The organism is Paucibacter aquatile (assembly GCF_002885975.1).
Taxonomy (GTDB): domain Bacteria; phylum Pseudomonadota; class Gammaproteobacteria; order Burkholderiales; family Burkholderiaceae_C; genus Paucibacter_A; species Paucibacter_A aquatilis.
The window spans coordinates 229,134-246,427 of the sequence record NZ_POSP01000004.1; the positions used below are offsets into that span (position 1 = coordinate 229,134).

14 protein-coding genes and 2 tRNA genes are annotated in these 17,294 nt (G+C 66.6%); 7 read left to right on the top strand and 9 right to left on the bottom strand.

The features are described from left to right. The first annotated feature begins 20 nt into the window (after nucleotides 1–20). The 5 genes from pal (at nucleotide 21) to C1O66_RS20695 (ending at nucleotide 2,842) form a co-directional block, all read left to right on the top strand. The gene (pal, locus tag C1O66_RS20675) at nucleotides 21–557 is read left to right on the top strand and encodes a peptidoglycan-associated lipoprotein Pal (RefSeq protein ID WP_102769922.1); all 537 of its coding nucleotides are present in this window, start codon (nucleotides 21–23) and stop codon (nucleotides 555–557) included. 1 nt (nucleotide 558) lies between these two features. Further along, the gene (gene ybgF / locus C1O66_RS20680; protein WP_102769923.1) at nucleotides 559–1,341 is read left to right on the top strand and encodes a tol-pal system protein YbgF; all 783 of its coding nucleotides are present in this window, start codon (nucleotides 559–561) and stop codon (nucleotides 1,339–1,341) included. Between the two features lie 160 nt (nucleotides 1,342–1,501). Next, on the top strand, nucleotides 1,502–2,338 hold the full coding sequence (locus C1O66_RS20685; RefSeq protein ID WP_102769924.1) for a tRNA threonylcarbamoyladenosine dehydratase: 837 nt from the start codon (nucleotides 1,502–1,504) through the stop codon (nucleotides 2,336–2,338). 169 nt (nucleotides 2,339–2,507) lie between these two features. Next, nucleotides 2,508–2,583 (top strand) — tRNA-Lys (locus tag C1O66_RS20690). 183 nt (nucleotides 2,584–2,766) lie between these two features. Then, nucleotides 2,767–2,842: transfer RNA gene (locus C1O66_RS20695), tRNA-Lys, on the top strand. A 214-nt stretch (nucleotides 2,843–3,056) separates the two neighbouring features. Here C1O66_RS20695 and fabR read toward each other — a convergent pair. Next, nucleotides 3,057–3,791, bottom strand: a complete 735-nt coding sequence (gene fabR, locus C1O66_RS20700; protein WP_102769925.1) for an HTH-type transcriptional repressor FabR — start codon at nucleotides 3,789–3,791, stop codon at nucleotides 3,057–3,059. Between the two features lie 126 nt (nucleotides 3,792–3,917). Between fabR and C1O66_RS20705 the strand changes: the two genes are divergently transcribed. Both C1O66_RS20705 and C1O66_RS20710 read left to right on the top strand, forming a co-directional pair. After that, nucleotides 3,918–5,030 (top strand): ferredoxin reductase, encoded by a 1,113-nt coding sequence (locus tag C1O66_RS20705; protein WP_207796047.1) that lies wholly within the window; start codon nucleotides 3,918–3,920, stop codon nucleotides 5,028–5,030. Nucleotides 5,031–5,038: 8 nt separating this feature from the next. Continuing rightward, nucleotides 5,039–6,148, top strand: coding sequence for a fatty acid desaturase family protein (locus C1O66_RS20710; protein WP_102769927.1), 1,110 nt, complete (start codon nucleotides 5,039–5,041; stop codon nucleotides 6,146–6,148). Between the two features lie 96 nt (nucleotides 6,149–6,244). On the opposite strand, the gene C1O66_RS20715 is transcribed toward C1O66_RS20710, so the two are convergent. The 8 genes from C1O66_RS20715 to araH all read right to left on the bottom strand — a co-directional run bounded on the left by C1O66_RS20715 (nucleotide 6,245) and on the right by araH (nucleotide 17,257). Beyond that, nucleotides 6,245–8,293 carry a M13 family metallopeptidase gene (locus tag C1O66_RS20715; protein ID WP_243392901.1) on the bottom strand — a complete coding sequence of 683 codons (2,049 nt, stop codon included), beginning with the start codon at nucleotides 8,291–8,293 and terminating at the stop codon, nucleotides 6,245–6,247. Nucleotides 8,294–8,337: 44 nt separating this feature from the next. Further along, complete coding sequence (locus C1O66_RS20720) at nucleotides 8,338–10,389, bottom strand: M13 family metallopeptidase (RefSeq protein WP_165794718.1); 2,052 nt, start codon at nucleotides 10,387–10,389, stop codon at nucleotides 8,338–8,340. Between the two features lie 187 nt (nucleotides 10,390–10,576). Then, the gene (nagA, locus tag C1O66_RS20725; RefSeq protein ID WP_102769929.1) at nucleotides 10,577–11,686 is read right to left on the bottom strand and encodes an N-acetylglucosamine-6-phosphate deacetylase; all 1,110 of its coding nucleotides are present in this window, start codon (nucleotides 11,684–11,686) and stop codon (nucleotides 10,577–10,579) included. Between the two features lie 35 nt (nucleotides 11,687–11,721). Continuing rightward, nucleotides 11,722–12,498 (bottom strand): DeoR family transcriptional regulator, encoded by a 777-nt coding sequence (locus tag C1O66_RS20730; protein WP_102769930.1) that lies wholly within the window; start codon nucleotides 12,496–12,498, stop codon nucleotides 11,722–11,724. Nucleotides 12,499–12,653: 155 nt separating this feature from the next. Further along, nucleotides 12,654–13,943: a D-tagatose-bisphosphate aldolase, class II, non-catalytic subunit gene (locus C1O66_RS20735; RefSeq protein ID WP_102769931.1), complete on the bottom strand. Its 1,290-nt coding sequence runs from the start codon at nucleotides 13,941–13,943 to the stop codon at nucleotides 12,654–12,656. A 34-nt stretch (nucleotides 13,944–13,977) separates the two neighbouring features. Further along, complete coding sequence (locus C1O66_RS20740; protein WP_243392902.1) at nucleotides 13,978–14,940, bottom strand: ROK family protein; 963 nt, start codon at nucleotides 14,938–14,940, stop codon at nucleotides 13,978–13,980. Next, nucleotides 14,924–16,126, bottom strand: a complete 1,203-nt coding sequence (locus C1O66_RS20745) for an SIS domain-containing protein (protein WP_102769933.1) — start codon at nucleotides 16,124–16,126, stop codon at nucleotides 14,924–14,926. The genes C1O66_RS20740 and C1O66_RS20745 overlap by 17 nt, the downstream gene beginning before the upstream one ends. 171 nt (nucleotides 16,127–16,297) lie before the next feature. Then, nucleotides 16,298–17,257: an L-arabinose ABC transporter permease AraH gene (gene araH, locus C1O66_RS20750; RefSeq protein WP_243392903.1), complete on the bottom strand. Its 960-nt coding sequence runs from the start codon at nucleotides 17,255–17,257 to the stop codon at nucleotides 16,298–16,300. Nucleotides 17,258–17,294: the final 37 nt, after the last annotated feature.

Sequence of the window (17,294 nt, forward strand, 5' to 3'; positions counted from 1 at the left end):
ACGAAACAGGAGTGCTTTTCATGAAGATGACGCGTTTTGCTCTGTCCCTCGTGGCCGCTGCCGCTCTGGCAGGCTGCAGCACTGCAGTGAAGCTGGACGAGCCGGCACCGGTGGAAACCCGTCCGGTCACGCAAGCCGCGACGACCAACCCGGCTGCCAATGCCAAGCCCATGGCCGAGTCCAAGGTCCAGACCGTGGACCTGGGTGCTCAGCTGACGGCCGCTGTGGCCAACCAGCGCGTGGTGTATTTCGACCTGGACAGCTATGTCGTCAAGGACGAGTACCGCGGCCTGGTCGATGCCCACGCCAAGCGTCTGAACAACGACCGCAAGATTGCCCTGAGCCTGGAAGGCCACACCGACGAGCGCGGCGGCCGTGAGTACAACCTGGCCCTGGGCCAAAAGCGTGCCGAAGCCGTGGCCAAGTCCCTGAGCCTGCTGGGCGTGGCTGCCAACCAGGTCGAGGCCGTGAGCTTCGGCAAGGAGCGCCCTGCCGCTCAAGGCAGCGACGAAGCTGCTTGGTCCAAGAACCGTCGCGTCGAGCTGAAGGACAAGTGAGATGAAGCTGCCGCGGCTGCTGCCGTTCTGCCTGTTGCTGGCTCTGGCCTTGAGCCAGCCGGCACGGGCTGGCTTGTTTGAAGACGAGGATGCTCGCAAGGCCATTCTCGACCTGCGCGCCAAGCTGCAGCAAAGCGAGGACGCCCAGCGTCAGCGCGCCGAGCAGCTGAGCGCGCTGGTGCAGGAGCAACTGGGCCCGTTGCGCCGCAGCATGCTTGATCTGAACAGCCAGATCGACGGCCTGCGCTCTGAGATCGCGAAGTTGCGTGGTCAGAACGAGCAACTGGCACGTGATCTGTCCGAGACCCAGCGCAAGCTCAACGACCAGCTGCAGGCTTTTGATTCGCGTCTGAAGCCGATGGAGCCCCAGAAGGTGGCGCTTGATGGGCGCGAGTTTCAGGTCGAGCCTGAGGAGCGCCGGCAGTACGAGGCCGCCATGGGTTTGGTGCGTCGCGGTGATTTCGCCGAGGCCACCAGCGCGCTGAACAATTTTGCGCGCCGTTACCCGGCCAGCGGGTACAGTGATTCGGTGCGCTTCTGGCTGGGCAATGCCCAGTACGGCAAGCGTGACTACAAGGACGCCATCGCCAGCTTCAAGGCCTTCATCTCGGGCAACCCCGAGCATCCGCGCGCCGGTGAGGCACTGCTGGCCCTGGCCAACTGCCAGATCGAGCTCAAGGATGTGAAGGGCGCACGCCGCAGCCTGGAAGACCTGCTCAAGGCCTACCCGGGCACCGAAGCTGCGCAAGCTGGCAAGGAGCGCCTGGCCTCGCTCAAGTCCTGACCGTTCGCGCGGGCTGTCGCTTCTCAGCCTTGGCTGGATGCGTGCCGTGGTGACGATATCCAGAGGCCCTGCTTGCAGGGCCTCTTTTCTTTTGCCGACCTAAAATCCAAAGCCTGCCTTTCACTCTTCACAGGGGCGCCCGCGCGTCTGAACTTTCCCCATGGATGACACGCCGCTGAACCTGGGCACCGCGCCAAACTTCACATCCGATTTCCCGCCCGACAGCGAACGCCGTTTTGGCGGCCTGCGTCGCCTCTACGGTGCGGCCGATTACCAGCGTCTGCGAGGCTTGCATCTGGCCGTGGTCGGGCTGGGCGGGGTGGGCTCCTGGGCCGTGGAGGCGCTGGCTCGCTCGGGCGTGGCCGGCCTCACGCTGATCGATCTGGATCAGGTTTCGGAATCCAATATCAACCGTCAGATCCAGGCCCTGGGTTCGACCGTGGGCATGGTCAAGGCCGAAGCGCTGCGCCAGCGCATCCAGGACATCCATCCGGAGTGCCAGGTTCGGGTGATCGAAGACTTTGTGGAGCCAGGCAACTGGCCGTCCATGCTGGGCGGGCCGGAGCAGGAAGCACAGCTGGACGGCTTGATCGACGCCTGCGATCAGGTGCGCGCCAAAGCCTGTCTGGCTGCTTGGGCGCGAGCACGCCAGCTGCCTTTCGTGACCGTGGGCGCCGCCGGCGGCAAACGCGAGCCGCACCGGCTCAGCATCGAAGATTTGTCCGAGACCACGCACGACCCCTTGCTCGCCTCGCTGCGCCAGCGCTTGCGCAAGGAGCATGGCGCGCCGCGTCAGGGCAAGCTGGGCGTGCGCTGCGTGTTTTCGCGTGAGGCTGTGCACCGCCCCGCGGCTGAAGGCGAGGGCGCCGAGCTCTGTGATGTGGACGGCACGTTGAACTGCCACGGCTACGGCTCCAGCGTGGCCGTCACGGCCAGTTTCGGCATGGCGGCGGCCGCTGATTTGATTCAGGCCACCTTGGCACGCAAAGTCCGCTGAGCGGCGTTGTTGGGCTGTCCGGCAGGGCTCCCGGATTGCCTTCGCCGCGTCAGTCTTTGGCACGCAGTTGAGACATGCCTTCGAAGGTTTTTTGGAGCCTTCAAGAAAGTCGTTCAAAGCTCTTGCGAAGGCCAAAAATTCCTGGCTATAATGATGGGCTTCGCTTGATGGGTCGTTAGCTCAGTTGGTAGAGCAGCGGACTTTTAATCCGTAGGTCGCAGGTTCGAGTCCCGCACGACCCACCATCTTTTGATTTGCGAAGGTTGAAGCGCTCAGGCGCTGACCATCGATTAAAAAGTGCGAAGAAGCTGAAAGCGGAAATTTTTAAGATTTTCATCAAAACAGTGGAAATCGCAAAAATAGATGCTATACTGCAAGGCTTGCAAGGTTGTTAAGAAATTAACGCCAAGCAAGACAAACAAAGCGTAGGGCTCTTAGCTCAGTTGGTAGAGCAGCGGACTCTTAATCCGTAGGTCGAGTGTTCGAGTCACTCAGGGCCCACCAAAATTAAGAATGGAACAAGCACCAGATGCGAAAGCGGCTGGTGCTTTTTTCATTGTCGCATCTGAATTGAAGCGCGCCATGTGACCTGGGTGCATGCGCTCGGATCCGCTTGGCCGAAGCCCAGCCGAGGCGCTCAGCTGGATGAACGCTCAGGCGTGGCGTGGTGGTGTGAGAGGGAGCGGGCGCGCGCTTGCGCGCGGGCCCAAGTGCGGCTTCAGTCGCGCGCAGCAGGCGGTTGGTCGGGCGATCCGACCACGGACATGGTCTGGGTGCCGGTGACGATCATGCGCACCATCACCACCAATTGCTCGGTCAGCTCGGGCAGCTTGTCGCGAGGCAGGTCCATGGCGGTGGAGCCGATGGCGAACACCAGGCGAGTGATCGCCTTGGCCGTCAGGCCGGGCTCGTAGAGGCCTGTGCCATTGGCTTCGGCCAGGCGGATCAGGTCCTGGCGCAACTCTTCTTCGAAAAAGCTCAGCTGTCGGTCGACCGCGTGCTTGAACGCATCCGAGCCCACCGTGCCTTCGCGCAGCAGGATGTGCAGCAGCACATCGTTGGAGCTCAGCTGGTCCATGAAAGCCTGCACCGCGCTGCGAACCACACTGGTGCCGCCGATGGAGCGGCGGCGGGCTTCGCCAATGATGTTGCGCAGAGAGAGGCCGGCCAGCTCGATCAGGGCCACGGCCAGCTCGTCCATGTCACGGAACTGGCGGTAGAAGCTGTTGGGCGCAATGCCGGCTTCGCGTGCCACCTCTCGCAGGCTCAGGGAAGAGACGCTGCGGTGCGGGCCGACCAGTTTGAGGGCGGCCTGGATGATGTCATCGCGGGTGATCAGGGCCTTGCGGCCGGGGCCGCTGACACTCGGCGCCTCGTGCGCGTCCACGGCAAGCACCGAAACCGGGGTTTCGAGGGCGGCAGCGTGGGGCAGGGGCGCGAGCGTGGGGGTCATGGAGGCGATCGGTGCGAGGCACGCATCATACCGACGCTTTAATTAATATACGAGCGTATATAAATTTGTATGCTCATGCATATAATGGCTTCAGTCCAGTGTTTCCCCCTGGACGGAGTGTTGTTCGTGAGCGCATTGACCCCCGCAGTTTCCTCCCCGTCCGCCTCTTCTCCGCGCCAGCAGCCCCCATTGCTGCGCCGCTGGGCGGGCGCTTTTGTCGACCCCGCCGTGTTTGACTACTGGGCCGGGCACCTCAACCGCCTCTGGACCTGGGAACGCCCCCTGGCTCGCGTGGTCGAGCGCCGCGAGGCCGCGCTGGGTGCCGTCACCCTGGTGCTGCAGCCCAACCGCCACTGGCATGGATTCATCCCGGGCCAGCATTTGAACCTCGGGGTCGAGATCGAAGGTCGCCGCGTCACCCGCTCCTACAGCCTGTGCGATGTGCCGCGGGCCGATGGTCGCTTCGCCGTCACGGTACAGCAGGTCGATGGCGGTTTGATGTCCACCCATCTGTGCACGCGCACCCGCGTGGGCGATGTGCTGGACGTCGGCCCGGCTTTTGGTGACCTGGTGCTGCCCAGCGCCCTGCAAGGCCGCTACCTGCTGCTGGCCGCGGGCAGCGGCATCACGCCGCTGATGAGCCTGGTGCGTGAACTGGCGGCGCGCCAGATGCCGGTTCCGGTCACGCTGATGTACTGGGTCAAGACCAGCGCCCATGCCTGTTTTGTGCCCGAGCTGCAGGCTTTGACTCAGCGCTTCCCGAACTTCCAGTTTCAGCTGATCGCCACCCAGCAGGGCGGTCGCCGCATCGACGCCGAGCTGCTCGCGCCGCGCCTGGCTGACGTGGGCGCCGAGACCCATGCCCTGGCCTGCGGCCCGGGCGGCTTTGCGGCCCAGGCACGCGAACTGCTCGCGGGCCAGGCGGCCAGCTTCAAGGCCGAGGCTTTCACGCCCGCCGTGCCCTTGAACACCGACAGCAAGCACCAGGTGCAGGTGGAACTGCGCCGCTCCGGCCGCACGCTGGAGGTGGCCTCGGGCATGTCCCTGCTGGCCGCGCTGGAGGCCCAAGGGGTGCGCCCGGCCTCGGGCTGCCGCATGGGCATCTGCCACAGCTGCGTCTGCACCAAGCACGAAGGCCTGGCCGAAGACATGAACACCGGCGAGCGTTGCAGCGAGCCCAACAGCGCGATTCGCATCTGCGTCAGCCGCGCCTGTACCGACCTCAGTTTGGATCTGTAAACAAGCTCATGAGCAAGTCCCTGACCCGCAATCTCTCGCCTGCCGAACTGGAAAGCTTCGGCGCCGAAATCGAGGCCCTGCGTGCCCGCACCGTGGCCGATCTAGGCGTGCGCGATGCGCGCTACATCCGCAACATCTTCAAGGCCGTGCGCTGGACCGAGGTGATCGGCCGCGCCGCGCTGATGATCGGCGCCTTCCTGCCCATGCCCTGGCTGATCGGTTTCTGGATCGTCGGCGCGCTGAGCCTGGCGCTGTCCAAGATTCTCGACAATATGGAGCTGGGCCATAACGTCATCCATGGACAGTTCGACTGGATGGGTGACCCCAAGTTCCAGGGCAAGAGCTTCGAGTGGGACATCGTCGGCACCAGCGACAACTGGCGCAAGACCCACAACTTCCGCCACCACACCTACACCAACATCCACGGCCTCGACGACGACATCGGCTACGGCCTGCTGCGCCTCTTCCCTGAGCAGAAGTGGCAGCCCCTGGCGCTGATTCAGCCCATCGTGGCGGTCTTTTTTGCGCTGTTTTTCCAGTGGGGCGTGGCCATCCAGAACCTGCCCAAGGGCGGCTATTTCGGCAAGCATGGCCGCGCTGCGCGCCGCGAGCTCAAGCTGGCCGGTCGCAAGATCTCGCACCAGCTGATCAAGGATTACCTGATCTTCCCGGCCCTGGCCGGCCCGGGTTTCCTGGTGGTGCTGACGGGCAATCTGGTCGCCAATATGCTGCGCAATGTCTGGACCTACACCATCATCTTCTGCGGTCACTTCACCACCGAGGTCGAGACCTTCCACCGCAATGTGCTGAAGAACGAGACCCGCGCCCATTGGTACTGGCGCCAGATCCGCGGCTCCAGCAATTTGGCCGGTGGCTTTGTGCTGAACACGCTGTCGGGCAATCTGAGCCACCAGATCGAGCACCATCTCTTCCCCGATGTGCCTGCCAATCGCTATGTCGAGATGGCGCCGGTGGTGCGCGACATCTGCCGCCGCTACGGTGTTCACTACAACACCGGCTCGCTGCCCAAGCAGTTCGGCCAGGTGATCTGGCGTATCCTGCGCCACAGCTTCCCGAGCCGGCCGCGCCGCGCGGCGGTGGCCAGCCTGCAGGGTTGATTCGCAGGCGCGTCATACCAGCGATGGGCGAATGAGAAAAGGGCGGAGCGCCATCGGCGCTCCGCCCTTTGTCGTTTCAGGCCCGGTGGCGGCCGCTCACCAGATGCGCAGGCGCTCGGCGGCCGGCTTGAACAAGGCGTCACCGGCCTTGGTGCCGAAGGCCTCGTGGAAGCCGTCGTGGTTGCTGATCGTGCCGTTGGCGCGGAACTCGCCGGGCGAGTGGCTGTCCGTGGTCAGCTGCTGCAGCAGGCGTTCGTCGCGGTACTTGTTGCGCCAGATCTGCGAGAAGCCGAGGAAGAAGCGCTGGGCGCCCGTCGTGCCGCCGATCACCGGCGCCGGCTTGCCGCCCAGCGAGCGCAGATAGGCCTTGTAGGCGATCTGCAGGCCGGACAGGTCGGCGATGTTCTCGCCCAGGGTCAGGCGGCCGTTGATGCGTTTTCCGGGCAGGGGCTGGTAGCCCTCGTACTGCGCCACCAGCTTGGTAGCGATGGCTTCGAAGGCGGCGCGGTCTTCCTGGGTCCACCAGTCGCGCAGCACGCCGTCGCCGTCGAACTGGCTGCCGCGGTCGTCAAAGCCGTGGCTGATCTCATGACCAATCACAGCACCGATGGCGCCGTAGTTGATGGCGTCGTCCGCTTCCATGCTGAAGAAGGGCGGTTGCAGGATGGCGGCCGGGAAGACGATCTCGTTGGCCGAACCGCTGTAGTAGGCGTTGACGGTCTGCGGCGTCATGCCCCATTCCTTGCGGTTCACCGACTGGCCGGCCTTGGCCACCATGCGATCCCAGGCGAAGCGGGCGGCGCGCTGGCTGTTGCCGAAGGCATCACCGGGCTTGACCTCGAGGCGGCTGTAGTCGCGCCACTGCTCAGGGTAGCCGATCTTGGTCGTGTACTTGGACAGCTTGTCCTGGGCCTGCGCCTTGGTGGCCGGGCTCATCCAGCTCAGGCCATCGATCGAGTCCTTGTAGGCCGCCATCAAATTGGCCACAAGCGTCTGCATGCGGGCCTTGTAGGCGGCTGGGAAGTGGCGCGCCACCCAGAGCTCCCCCACCGCCTCGCCGAGCGCGCTGTTGGTGTCGTTGATGGACTGTTGCCAGCGCGGCAGCTCGGTCTTGGCGCCGGTCAGGGCCTGGCGGAAGGCGAAGTTGGCTTCGCGCACGGCCTTGGGCAGCACATCGGCGCTGCGGCTCAGGGCGTGCAGGCGCAGGTAGAGCTTCCAGTCCTCCAGCGGCTGCTCGGCCAGCAGGCCGGCCAGGGCGCGGATGGCGCTGGGCTGGGCCACATCGATGCTGGTGGTCTTGCCCAGGCCGGCCGATTCCAGATAGGCCGTCCAGTCGAAGCCGGGCGCCTGTTCGCGCAGATCGCCCACGCGGGTCGGGTTGTTGGTCTTGACCGGGTTGCGGTTGTCGACCTTGTCCCAGTGCACGGCGGCGATGCGCTCTTCCAGGGCCAGCACGCGCTGGGCGGCCGCGGCGGGCTCGGCTTCTCCGGCAAAGCCGGCCAGCTGGCTCAGATAGGCGCGGTAGGCCTCGCGAGCCTTGGCCATGCGAGCGTCGTCCTTGAGCAGGTAGTAGTCGCGATCCGGCAGGCCCAGGCCGCTCTGGCCCATGCGCACGCCGTTCATCTTGGGGTTCTTGGCCTCGGCCGTCACCCCCACGCGCACCGGTGAGGCGGCGAAGAGCTGCGAGCGGCCCAGCCACTGCGCCAGCGCCGTCCGGTCCTTGATGGCCGAGATCTCTTTCAGCAGCGGCTGGATGGGCGCCAGACCGGCGCGCTCGATCGCCTCGGTGTCGAGGTGGCTGCGGTAGTAGTCGGCGATCTTCTGGGCATTGCTGCCGGCAGCGTGCTGGCCGCGGGCCAGCTCATCGATCAGGGCGCGCACGCGTGCGTCGGACTGGTCGATCAGCAGATCGAAGCTGCCATAACGCGATTTGTCAGCGGGGATCTCGGTGTTCTTCAGCCATAGGCCGTTGACGGCTCGGAACAGATCGTCCTGCGGCCGCACGCTGGGGTCGAAGCTGCTGCGGTCCAGGCCCTGGATGCTGGGTGCGGCAGTTTCGGCGGCCAGGGCCGGGCCGGCACCGAAGGCCAGCTGGGTCAGCAAGGCCAGGGTGGCGAGCTTGAACGGGGTTTTCATCATCAACATGGGCAGGTTCTTCCTGAAAAAGGAGCGGGGTCGAAGGCGGGCGCTCACCAGATGCGGATGCGCTCGCCCTCGGGCTTGAACAGGCGGTCGCCCTTGCGGGTGCCGAAGGCTTGGTGGAAGGCGTCGTGGTTGACCACGCCGCCGTTGGCGCGGAACTGGCCCGGCGAATGCGGGTCGGCCATCAGCTGTTGCAGCAGCAAGGGCGGGCGCACCTTTTCACGCCAGATCTGCGCGAAACCGAGGAAGAAGCGCTGCTCACCGGTGTAGCCATCCAGCACCGGCGCCGGCTTGCCGCCCAGCGATGCCTGATAGGCCTTGAAGGCGATCTGCAAGCCCGACAGGTCGGCGATGTTCTCTCCCAAGGTCAGCTGGCCGTTGACGCGCTTGCCGGGCAGGGCCTGGTAGGCGCTGAACTGCTGGGCCAGGCGCTGGCCCAGGGCCTCGAAGGCCTTGCGGTCGGCCGGCTGCCACCAGTCGCGCAGCATGCCGTCGCCGTCGTACTGGGCGCCTTGGTCGTCGAAGCCGTGGCTGATCTCGTGGCCGATCACGGCACCGATGCCGCCGTAGTTGACCGCGTCATCGGCCTTCATGTCGAAGAAGGGCGGCTGCAGGATGGCGGCCGGGAAGACGATCTCGTTGAAGGTCTCGTTGTAGTAGGCGTTGACCTGCTGCGGCACCATGCCCCATTCGCTGCGGTCCACCTTCTGGCCCAGCTTGGCGGCCTCGCGGGCCCAGGCGAACTGCGCCGCGCGCTGCTGATTGCCCAGCGCGTCGCCGGCCTTGACCTGCAGGGCGCTGTAGTCGCGCCAGACATCGGGGTAGCCGATCTTGACCAGGTATTTGGACAGCTTGTCCTGCGCCTGCAGCTGGGTCTCGGGCGTCATCCAGCTCAGGCCGTCGACCGAGCTCTTGTAGGCGGCCAGCAGATTGGCCACGAGCTCCTGCATGCGCGCCTTTTGCGCCGGCGGGAAATGCTGGGCCACGTAGAGCTCGCCCACGGCTTCGCCCAGGGCTTCGTTGATCGCATCCACGCCTTGCTTCCAGCGCGGCAGCTCCTGCTGCGTGCCGCTCATGGCGCGGCCGTGGAAGGCAAAGGCGGCGGCGCGGAAGGGCTGGGGCAGCACGGCAGCGTGGGCGTCCAGGGTGTGCAGCTTGGCGTAGAGCTTCCAGTCGGCCAGCGGCGCTTCGGCCAGCAATTGGGCCAGGCCGCGGATGGCGCTGGGCTGGGCCACGGTCAGCTTGTCCACGGCCTTGAGTTGGGCGGCGGCGAAGAAGGCGTTCCAGTCCAGGCCCGGCGCGGCTGCGCTCAGCTCGGCCGGCGTCATCGGGTTGTAGGTCTTTTGCACATCGCGGCTGCTGACCACGTCCCAGTGCGCCTTGGCCATGCGCGTTTCCAGGGCCAGCACGCGGCGTGCGGCTTCGGCCGGCTGGGCTTCGCCGCTCAGGCGGGCCAGCTTGCTCAGGTAGGCCAGATAGGCGCTGCGGGCCTTGGCCAGGCTGGGGTCGCGCTGGTTCAGGTAGTAGTCGCGCTCGGGCAGGCCCAGGCCCGACTGGGCCAGCTGCAGGCGGTTGACCATGGGCTCCTTGGGGTCTGGGCCCAGGCCCAGGCGGAAGGGTTGGCGCAACTGGCCTTGCGCCGAGCCCAGCCAGACCAGCAGCTGCTCGCGGCTGGCCAGTGCAGCAATCTCGTCCAGGCGCGGCTGCAGGGCGCTCAAGCCCTCGCGGTCGATGCGGGCAGTGTCCAGAAAGGCGGCGTAGAACTGGCCGATCTTGGCCTCCTTGCTGCCTTCGGACTGAGGCTGCGCCGCCAGGCCCTCGGCCAGGGCGCGCACGCGCTGGTCGCTGAGCTCGGCCAGTTTCTCGAAGCTGCCCCAGGAGCCCTTGTCGGCCGGGATGGTGGTGGCCTTGATCCAGCCGCCGTTGGTGGCGCGGAACAGGTCGTCCTGCACCCGCACCTTGCGGTCGAAGTAGGGCAGGTCCAGGCCGGAGGCCGGTGCGTCTGCGGCCAGGGCCGCGCCGCTGGCCAGGGCGCTCAGGCCCGAGATGCCGGCGACGTGGAGCAGGGCCACCAGGGTGCAGTGTTGGAAGGCGTTCATGGCGGGAGTTCGCAAATCAAAGATCAGGTTCAGAAATGGGAAATGCCCGGCTTCCTGCGAAACCGGGCATTGGCAATCGGGGCAGACCGCGCATGTGGAGATCGGTTGGCCTGAGCCTACCCGCCATGGCCGGGTGTGCCGAAAGTCAGCGCTCGGGAGTTTCCCGAGTCGAGCTTCAAGGCTGTGTTCAATCCAGCGAGACGCTCTGGCCTTGCACCCAGACCTGTTGCAGCTGCAAGTCCGTATCCAACACCACCACATCGGCCCAGGCGCCGGCCTGCAGGCGGCCGCGCTCGGCCAGGCCCAGGTAGTCGGCCGGGTTGCGCGAGAGGCGCGCCGAAGCGTCTTCCACGCTGAGGCCCACCTCGACCAGATTGCGCAAGGCCTGATCCATGGTCAGGGCGCTGCCGGCCAGGGAGCCGGTGGCCAGGCGCACGCAGCCCAGGCACTTGAGCACGCGCTGCGAGCCCAGGCTGTATTCGCCGTCCGGCATGCCGGTTGCCGCGGTGGCGTCAGTCACGCAGTAGAGCTTGGGGATGGCGCGCAGGGCCGCGCGCATGGCGCCCGGGTGCACATGCTGCAGATCGGGGATCAGCTCCGCGTACTCGGCATGGGCCAGGGCCGCGCCCACCATGCCGGGCTCGTAATGGTTGAGCCCCGGCATGCCGTTGAACAGATGGGTGAAGCCGGCCACGCCGGCCTTGAGCGCGGCCACGCCGTCCTCATAGCTGCCGGCGCTGTGGCCGATCTGCACCCGGATGCCCAGGGCGCTGAGCTCGGGGATCAGGGCCAGATGGCCGGGGATCTCGGGTGCCAGGGTCAGCACCTTGATGGCCGCCAGGGCAGAGAAGGCCTGCACCGCGTCCAGCGTGGCGCGGCTGACGATGTCGGGTTGGGCACCGAGCCGGCGTGAGCTCAGGTAAGGGCCTTCCAGATGCACGCCGAGGATGCGCGCCTCGTCGGCTCGCGGCTCGGCCATCACCGCGCCAATGCCTTGCAGGGCGTGCTCGATATCGCCTTGCGGCGCGGTCATGGTGGTGGCCAGCAGGCTGGTCGTGCCGTGGCGGGCATGGGCGCGCGCGACGGTGCGGGCGCTCTCGCCGCCCTCCATGATGTCCACGCCCTGGCCGCCGTGCACATGGAGGTCGACAAAGCCAGGCAGGATCAGCCGGTGCTCGGGCGCGCAGGCGTCCTCATGCAGGGCGGCGATGCGCCCGTCGGCTAAGAATTCGAGATGGCCGCGAACCCAGCCCTGCGGGCCGAGGATGCGACCCGAGAGGGACTGCTGCGGGTTCATGGAAGTGACAGGTTAGGAAAGTACGTGATTCGAAATCAGTCGACCACGATCAGTTCGATGCCGAGGCGCAGCAGGCCTTCGCGGTACTCCTGGTTGATGCCCGCATCGGTGATGACGGTGTGCACGCGGTCCATCTGGATGATGCGGTGCAGGCTGACCCGGCCGAACTTGGAGGCGTCGCTGACGACAAATACCTTCTTGGCGCGCTCGACCATCTTGCGGTTGATGCTGGCCTCGGCCTCGTGGTGGGTGGTGATGCCGAACTGCAGGTCCAGGCCGTCCACGCCGAGGAAGAGCTTGTCGAAGTTGTAGCCATTCAGGCTGGCTTCGGCCTGCGAGCCCTGGATGGACAGCGACTTCTTGCGCAGCAGGCCGCCGGTCAGCATCAGCTCCACACCCTCGGCGTCGGCCAGCTCCCAGGCGATGTTCAGGCCGTTGGTCATCACCGTCACGCGGGCGTCGGCCGGCAGGTGGCGCAGATGGCGGGCCAGGGGCATGGTGGTGGTGCCCGAGTCGATGATGATGTTGTCGCCCGGCTCGACCAGGGCAGCCGCGCGCGCGCCGATGCGCTCTTTCAGCGTCGAGTTCAGCTCATCCTTCTGGCGGATGTTCTGCTCCTGTGGCGGCATGCGGTTCATGCTGGCGCCGCCGTAGTTGCGGGTGACCAGGCCCTGGTCCTCGAAGACGCTCAGGTCGGTGCGAATGGTCACGGCCGACACGCCCATCATGGGCACCAGCTCGGCCACCTGCACGCTGCCTTGCTCCATCAGCATCTGCAGGATTTGTTCGCGCCGCTCTCGGGTATTCCTCATGGACTCGTGGCTTTCGATTCAAGAAGTTTTTGGGGCTCAAACTCAAGCTGGCTTGTGGCCGACCCGGTTGAAAGCTTTTGTTCGGAATGAATCTTAGTTGAACGAAAGAATCGAGATATTGGTACTTTCGATGTGTCCGTGCCTCGGTTGAGCACTCAGGCGGCGTGGCGGTTGCGGGCACAGGCTCGGGCGTAGCGAGTCAGCTCCAGCCCCACTTTGTGGCGGGCCAGGGCTGCGGGCTCGGCCACGAGTTCACCGGCCAGCACGGCCTCGAACTGCTGCGGCAGATGCTGGCTCAGCAAGGGCAGGGGAATGCCGCTGGCCTTCAGATTGGCAATCAGGCGCTGCAGGGCGGCTTGCACCTCGGGCTCGCCCCAGTAGTAGCGGCAGCGGTCGCTGAAGGCAAAGCGGCGCAGCAGGCGCTGCTCGTCTGGGCTGCCGGCATAGTGCTTGGCCCAATGCTTGGGTTGCTCCAGCATGCAGCGCTCGAGCACGCCGGGCAGATCGGCCTGGTGCTCGGCCGGCAGCAGCTCGCGCTCGATGGCCGAGAGCGCAAACCAGGCCTCGCGCAGCGCAAACGTCACCGCCGGGCCGACCTTGAGGATGGCGTAGTGATCGCGCACCAGGGCGTGCAGCGAGGCCTCGGTCTGGTAGTCGGTCGAGTGCGCCTCGAAGACCAGGCGTGGCTGCGCCTGCACAAAGGCCGACAGCGCCGCGGCGGCGGCCGGCTGGTATTGCTGGACCTGGCTGTGGTCGAAATCGACGCCGGGCTGCACCACCATAGCGATCACGCGCAGCCAGGCAGCATCCAGGCCCTGGGCCGAAAAGGCCTGCTCGTGCACGGCCAAAGTGGCGGCTGCGGCCGCGGGCGCGGTGACCGAGACGCCGCCGCCCAGCGAAGCCTCGCCGCCGGGCACAGGCACCTCGGTGCCGATCACATAGACCGGCGGCGTCAAACCCAGGCGCGTGGCCGTGGCCTCGGCCACCAGGGCCAGATCGGCCGAGCGCGCGGCCACGGTCGCGTCGCTGAGCGGCCGGGCGTCGTCGGCGCAGGCCATGCTGCAGTCGAGGTGGATCTTTTCGAAGCCCGCCGCCACATAGGCCTCGATCAGCACGCGGGCATGGCCCATGGCCTCAGACGCCGGCAGATGCTGCCAGGCATTGGGGCCTAGGTGGTCGCCGCCCAAGGCGATGCGATCAAGCGGGAAGTGAGCCTCCGCCGCCAAGGCCTGCACATAGTCGCGGAACTGCGGCGGCGTCATGCCGGTGTAGCCGCCGAACTGGTCCACCTGGTTGGAGGTCGATTCGATCAGCAGCGGCGTGTCGTAGGCGCGCGCCACCTCCATCGCCGCCTGCAACACAAAAGGGTTGGCCGAGCAGACGCTGTAGAGGCCGATAGGCTGGCCGCTGCGGTGGGCGGTGATGGTGGCGAGCAGGTGGGACATGATCAGAAAGGAAAAGGAGGGGAGGCGGCGGGCTTCAGCTCAGGCGCTGTCGCGCCAGCAGCGCGGCACCGCGCGCGCCGCCGGCATCGCCGAAACGCGGCGGCAGGATGGGCGGCACGCTGACGCCCTGGAAGAGATGCGGGCGTATCGCCTCGGGCAGATCGGTGTACAGGCTTTGCAGCTTGGACAGGCCGCCGCCCAGCACCAGCACATGGGGGTCGTAGGCCATGATCAGACCGGCCAGGGCATGGCCCAGCAGGTCCAGATGCACGGCCAGGGCCTGGCGTGCGTGGGCCTCGCCCGCATCGGCTGCGGCCACGATCTCGGGCACGGACTGGCCAGCAGGGCCGCCGAAATGCTGGAACAGGGCCGCCAGGCCGCTGCCCGAGACATAGCGCTCGACGCAGCTTTGCAGCCCGCAGGCACAGGCCAGCAGGGGCAGGCGGTGGCGCTGTTGCAGCAGCGCCGGCAGGGCCCAGTGGCCCCACTCACCGGCCAGTCCGTTGTAGCCGGCGATCAGCCGGCCCTGGACGCAAAAGCCGCCGCCTGCCCCGGTGCCGAGAATGGCGCCGAACATCGAAGCAAAGCCCTCGGCCGCGCCGCCTTGCGCCTCGGACAGGGCAAAGCACTGGCAGTCATTGCCGATGGCTACCGGCCGGCCCAGGCGCTCGCGCAGGGCTTGCGGCACGGCGCGGCCACTGAGCGCGGGCACGTTCGAGCTGAGCTGCAAGCCGGTCTGCGGGCTGATGATGCCGGGCAGGCCCAGGCCCACGCGGCCGATGCAGCCCAGGGCCCGGTCGGCCTCGGTTACCAACTCGGCAATCGCCTCGACAAAGGCTTCGAAATCCTGGGTCGGCGTGGCCACGCGGCGGCGGTAGAGCTCGGCGAAGCCGGGCGCGCCGCCATCAAAGGCGACCAGCTCGATCTTGGTGCCGCCGATGTCCAGGCCGTAGCAGGGCGCGCCGGCCGGCGGGCTGGACTCAGTCGCAGTGGGCACGGGCGGACTCGACATAGGGATAAATCTCCACACCCTGCACGACCCGGTTGACCGTGCCATCGGGGAAGGGATTGTCCGGCGTCAGGCCCAGGGCCACCGAGCGGTGTAGGGCGTACTGCTGGGCCAGGATCAGCCACAGCGTGGTCAGCCAGCTGTCGCTCAGGCCGCTGGGCTCGGCGCTCAGGGCGCGGCTCAGCAGAGGGTTGTCGCCCTGCAGCGCGCCGGCACCGGCCTCGCCGATCAGCAGCACGCGGCCGGCAATGCCGTCGCGCAGCAGCTCGTTCAGCAGGTCTTGCTCATAACGGCGCGCATGCGCGTCCTGCGACTGGAAGATCACGACCAGGCTTTGGCCATTGAGCATGGATTTGGGGCCGTGGCGGAAGCCCAGCAAGGTGTTCGAGAAGGCCAGCACCCGGCCGCTGGTCAGCTCCAGCACCTTGAGCGCCGACTCTTGCGCCAGTGCCTCCAGCGGGCCGCTGCCCAGGTAGACGATGCGGTCGAAAGGCTGGGCGGCCAGCTCGGCCAGGGTGGCCGCATGCTGGGCCAGCAAGGCCTCGGCGCGGCTCGCCACCAGCTCCAGGCGGGTCAGGCGTTCGGCCCAGGGTGCGCGGCTGAAGGCGGCCAGGGCGGCCAGCTGCATGCTGCTGAAGCTGCTGGTCATGGCAAAGCCGCGGTCGCAGGAGGCGGCCGGCATCAGCAGGTTCAGGGTGTCGGCGCGGGCGGCGTTGTTGCGATAGAGCTCGCCCTCGGCATTGCAGGTGATGTTCAGGAAGCGCGGCGCATCGATCTGCTGACGCAGCAGCTCGACGGCAGCCAGGCTTTCCGGGCTGTTGCCGCTGCGCGCGAAGGACACCAGCAAGGTGGGTTGCTCGCGCTGCAGATAGAGCTCGGGGTGGGTCAGCAGGCTGGTGGTGGCCACGGCGCGCACCTCGGCCGGCCAGTCGCGGTTGATTTCGTCGGCCAGGGTCTGGCCCACATAGGCCGAGCTGCCCGCGCCGGTCAGGATGACCCGGTGGCTGGGCTGGCTCAGCCATGCGTCGAGAAAAGCGCGCAGCTGGGCTTGATGGTCGGCCAGCGAGGCGGCCAGCTCGCGCCAGACGCGGGGCTGCTGCGCGATTTCCTCCGCCGTGGCCAGGCCTTGCACTTGCTGCCAGTCGCTGGCGCTGCGGTTGAGAAGAGTAGTCATTGTTTTTATCGAAAGATTGTCGTGAAATTTATCGTTTAACTTTCGATTCGTCAAGCAAGCTCGCGTAAAGGAAAGAAATATCGATGAAACAAAAGAAATTGACTTTCGGGTGATCGCTTCAAGCCAGGCCGGCTGCGCCGGGCCGGGTGTCCGCTGGCCCATCGGGCTGCTTCAGCTGTCCTTGCGACGCAGTTGGTCCAAGGCCACGGCCAGCAGCAAGATGCCGCCGCGCACCATGTACTGGTAGAAGGCGTCGATATTGAGCAGGTTCATCGCGTTCTGCACCGTGCCCATGATGAGCACGCCCACCACCATGCCCGAGATGCTGGCGCGGCCGCCCATCAGCGAGACACCGCCCAGCACGCAGGCCGAGATCACATTGAGCTCGAAGCCCTGGGCCGCATTGGGCTGGCCGCTGGTGATGCGCGCCGCCAGGATGACGCCGGCCGCCGCCGCCACCACACCCTGGATCAGGAAGATGGTGATGCGCACGCGGGCCACGTGGATGCCGGCCAGGCGGGCGGCTTCGGGGTTGCCGCCGATGGCCAGGGTGTTGCGGCCGTAGACCGTGCGGTTGAGCAGCAGGGCAAACAAGGCCACGCAGGCGATGGTGATCCAGACCGGCACCGGCAGGCCCAGCCAGAAGGCATTGCCGAGCTCAAAGAAGGCATCGGCCGAGATGCCCACGGCCTGGCCGCCCGCGGTGATGAAGGCCAGGCCGCGCACGATCTCCATGGTGGCCAGGGTGGTGATCAGGGCGTTGATCTTCCAGCGCGCGATCACCACGCCATTGACCCAGCCGATCACGGCGCCGGCCGCCAGGGCCGCAGCAATGCCCAGGGCGATGCTCTCGGTCTGGTTGATCACGGTGGCGCAGAGCACGCCGGCCAGGGCCACGGTGGAGCCGATGGACAGGTCGAAATCGCGCGAGGCGATGCAGAAGGTCATGGCGCAGGCCACCATGCCGATCTGCGAGACCGAGAGTGCCAAGCCGATCATGTTCGGCACACTGAAGAAATACTCCACCGTCAGCGAGAGCGCGCCGAAGAGCAGGGCGAAGATCAGCAGCAGGCTGTGCTCGTCCAGCAGGCGCAGCAGGGTCTTTGGGCGGGCGGGGGAGGCGGCTTGCATGGGCTCTGGCATGGGCGTGGAAGACAAAGAGTCGGTG

Bases quoted from the DNA above. Each gene is read 5' to 3' on its own strand.
- fabR (WP_102769925.1), bottom strand. From the start codon at position 3,791: ATGACCCCCACGCTCGCGCCCCTGCCCCACGCTGCCGCCCTCGAAACC.
- C1O66_RS20730 (WP_102769930.1), bottom strand. From the start codon at position 12,498: ATGAGGAATACCCGAGAGCGGCGCGAACAAATCCTGCAGATGCTGATG.
- araH (WP_243392903.1), bottom strand. From the start codon at position 17,257: ATGCAAGCCGCCTCCCCCGCCCGCCCAAAGACCCTGCTGCGCCTGCTG.
- C1O66_RS20720 (WP_165794718.1), bottom strand. From the start codon at position 10,389: ATGAACGCCTTCCAACACTGCACCCTGGTGGCCCTGCTCCACGTCGCC.
- pal (WP_102769922.1), top strand. From the start codon at position 21: ATGAAGATGACGCGTTTTGCTCTGTCCCTCGTGGCCGCTGCCGCTCTG.
- C1O66_RS20715 (WP_243392901.1), bottom strand. From the start codon at position 8,293: ATGTTGATGATGAAAACCCCGTTCAAGCTCGCCACCCTGGCCTTGCTG.
- nagA (WP_102769929.1), bottom strand. From the start codon at position 11,686: ATGAACCCGCAGCAGTCCCTCTCGGGTCGCATCCTCGGCCCGCAGGGC.
- C1O66_RS20710 (WP_102769927.1), top strand. From the start codon at position 5,039: ATGAGCAAGTCCCTGACCCGCAATCTCTCGCCTGCCGAACTGGAAAGC.
- C1O66_RS20745 (WP_102769933.1), bottom strand. From the start codon at position 16,126: ATGACTACTCTTCTCAACCGCAGCGCCAGCGACTGGCAGCAAGTGCAA.
- ybgF (WP_102769923.1), top strand. From the start codon at position 559: ATGAAGCTGCCGCGGCTGCTGCCGTTCTGCCTGTTGCTGGCTCTGGCC.
- C1O66_RS20685 (WP_102769924.1), top strand. From the start codon at position 1,502: ATGGATGACACGCCGCTGAACCTGGGCACCGCGCCAAACTTCACATCC.
- C1O66_RS20735 (WP_102769931.1), bottom strand. From the start codon at position 13,943: ATGTCCCACCTGCTCGCCACCATCACCGCCCACCGCAGCGGCCAGCCT.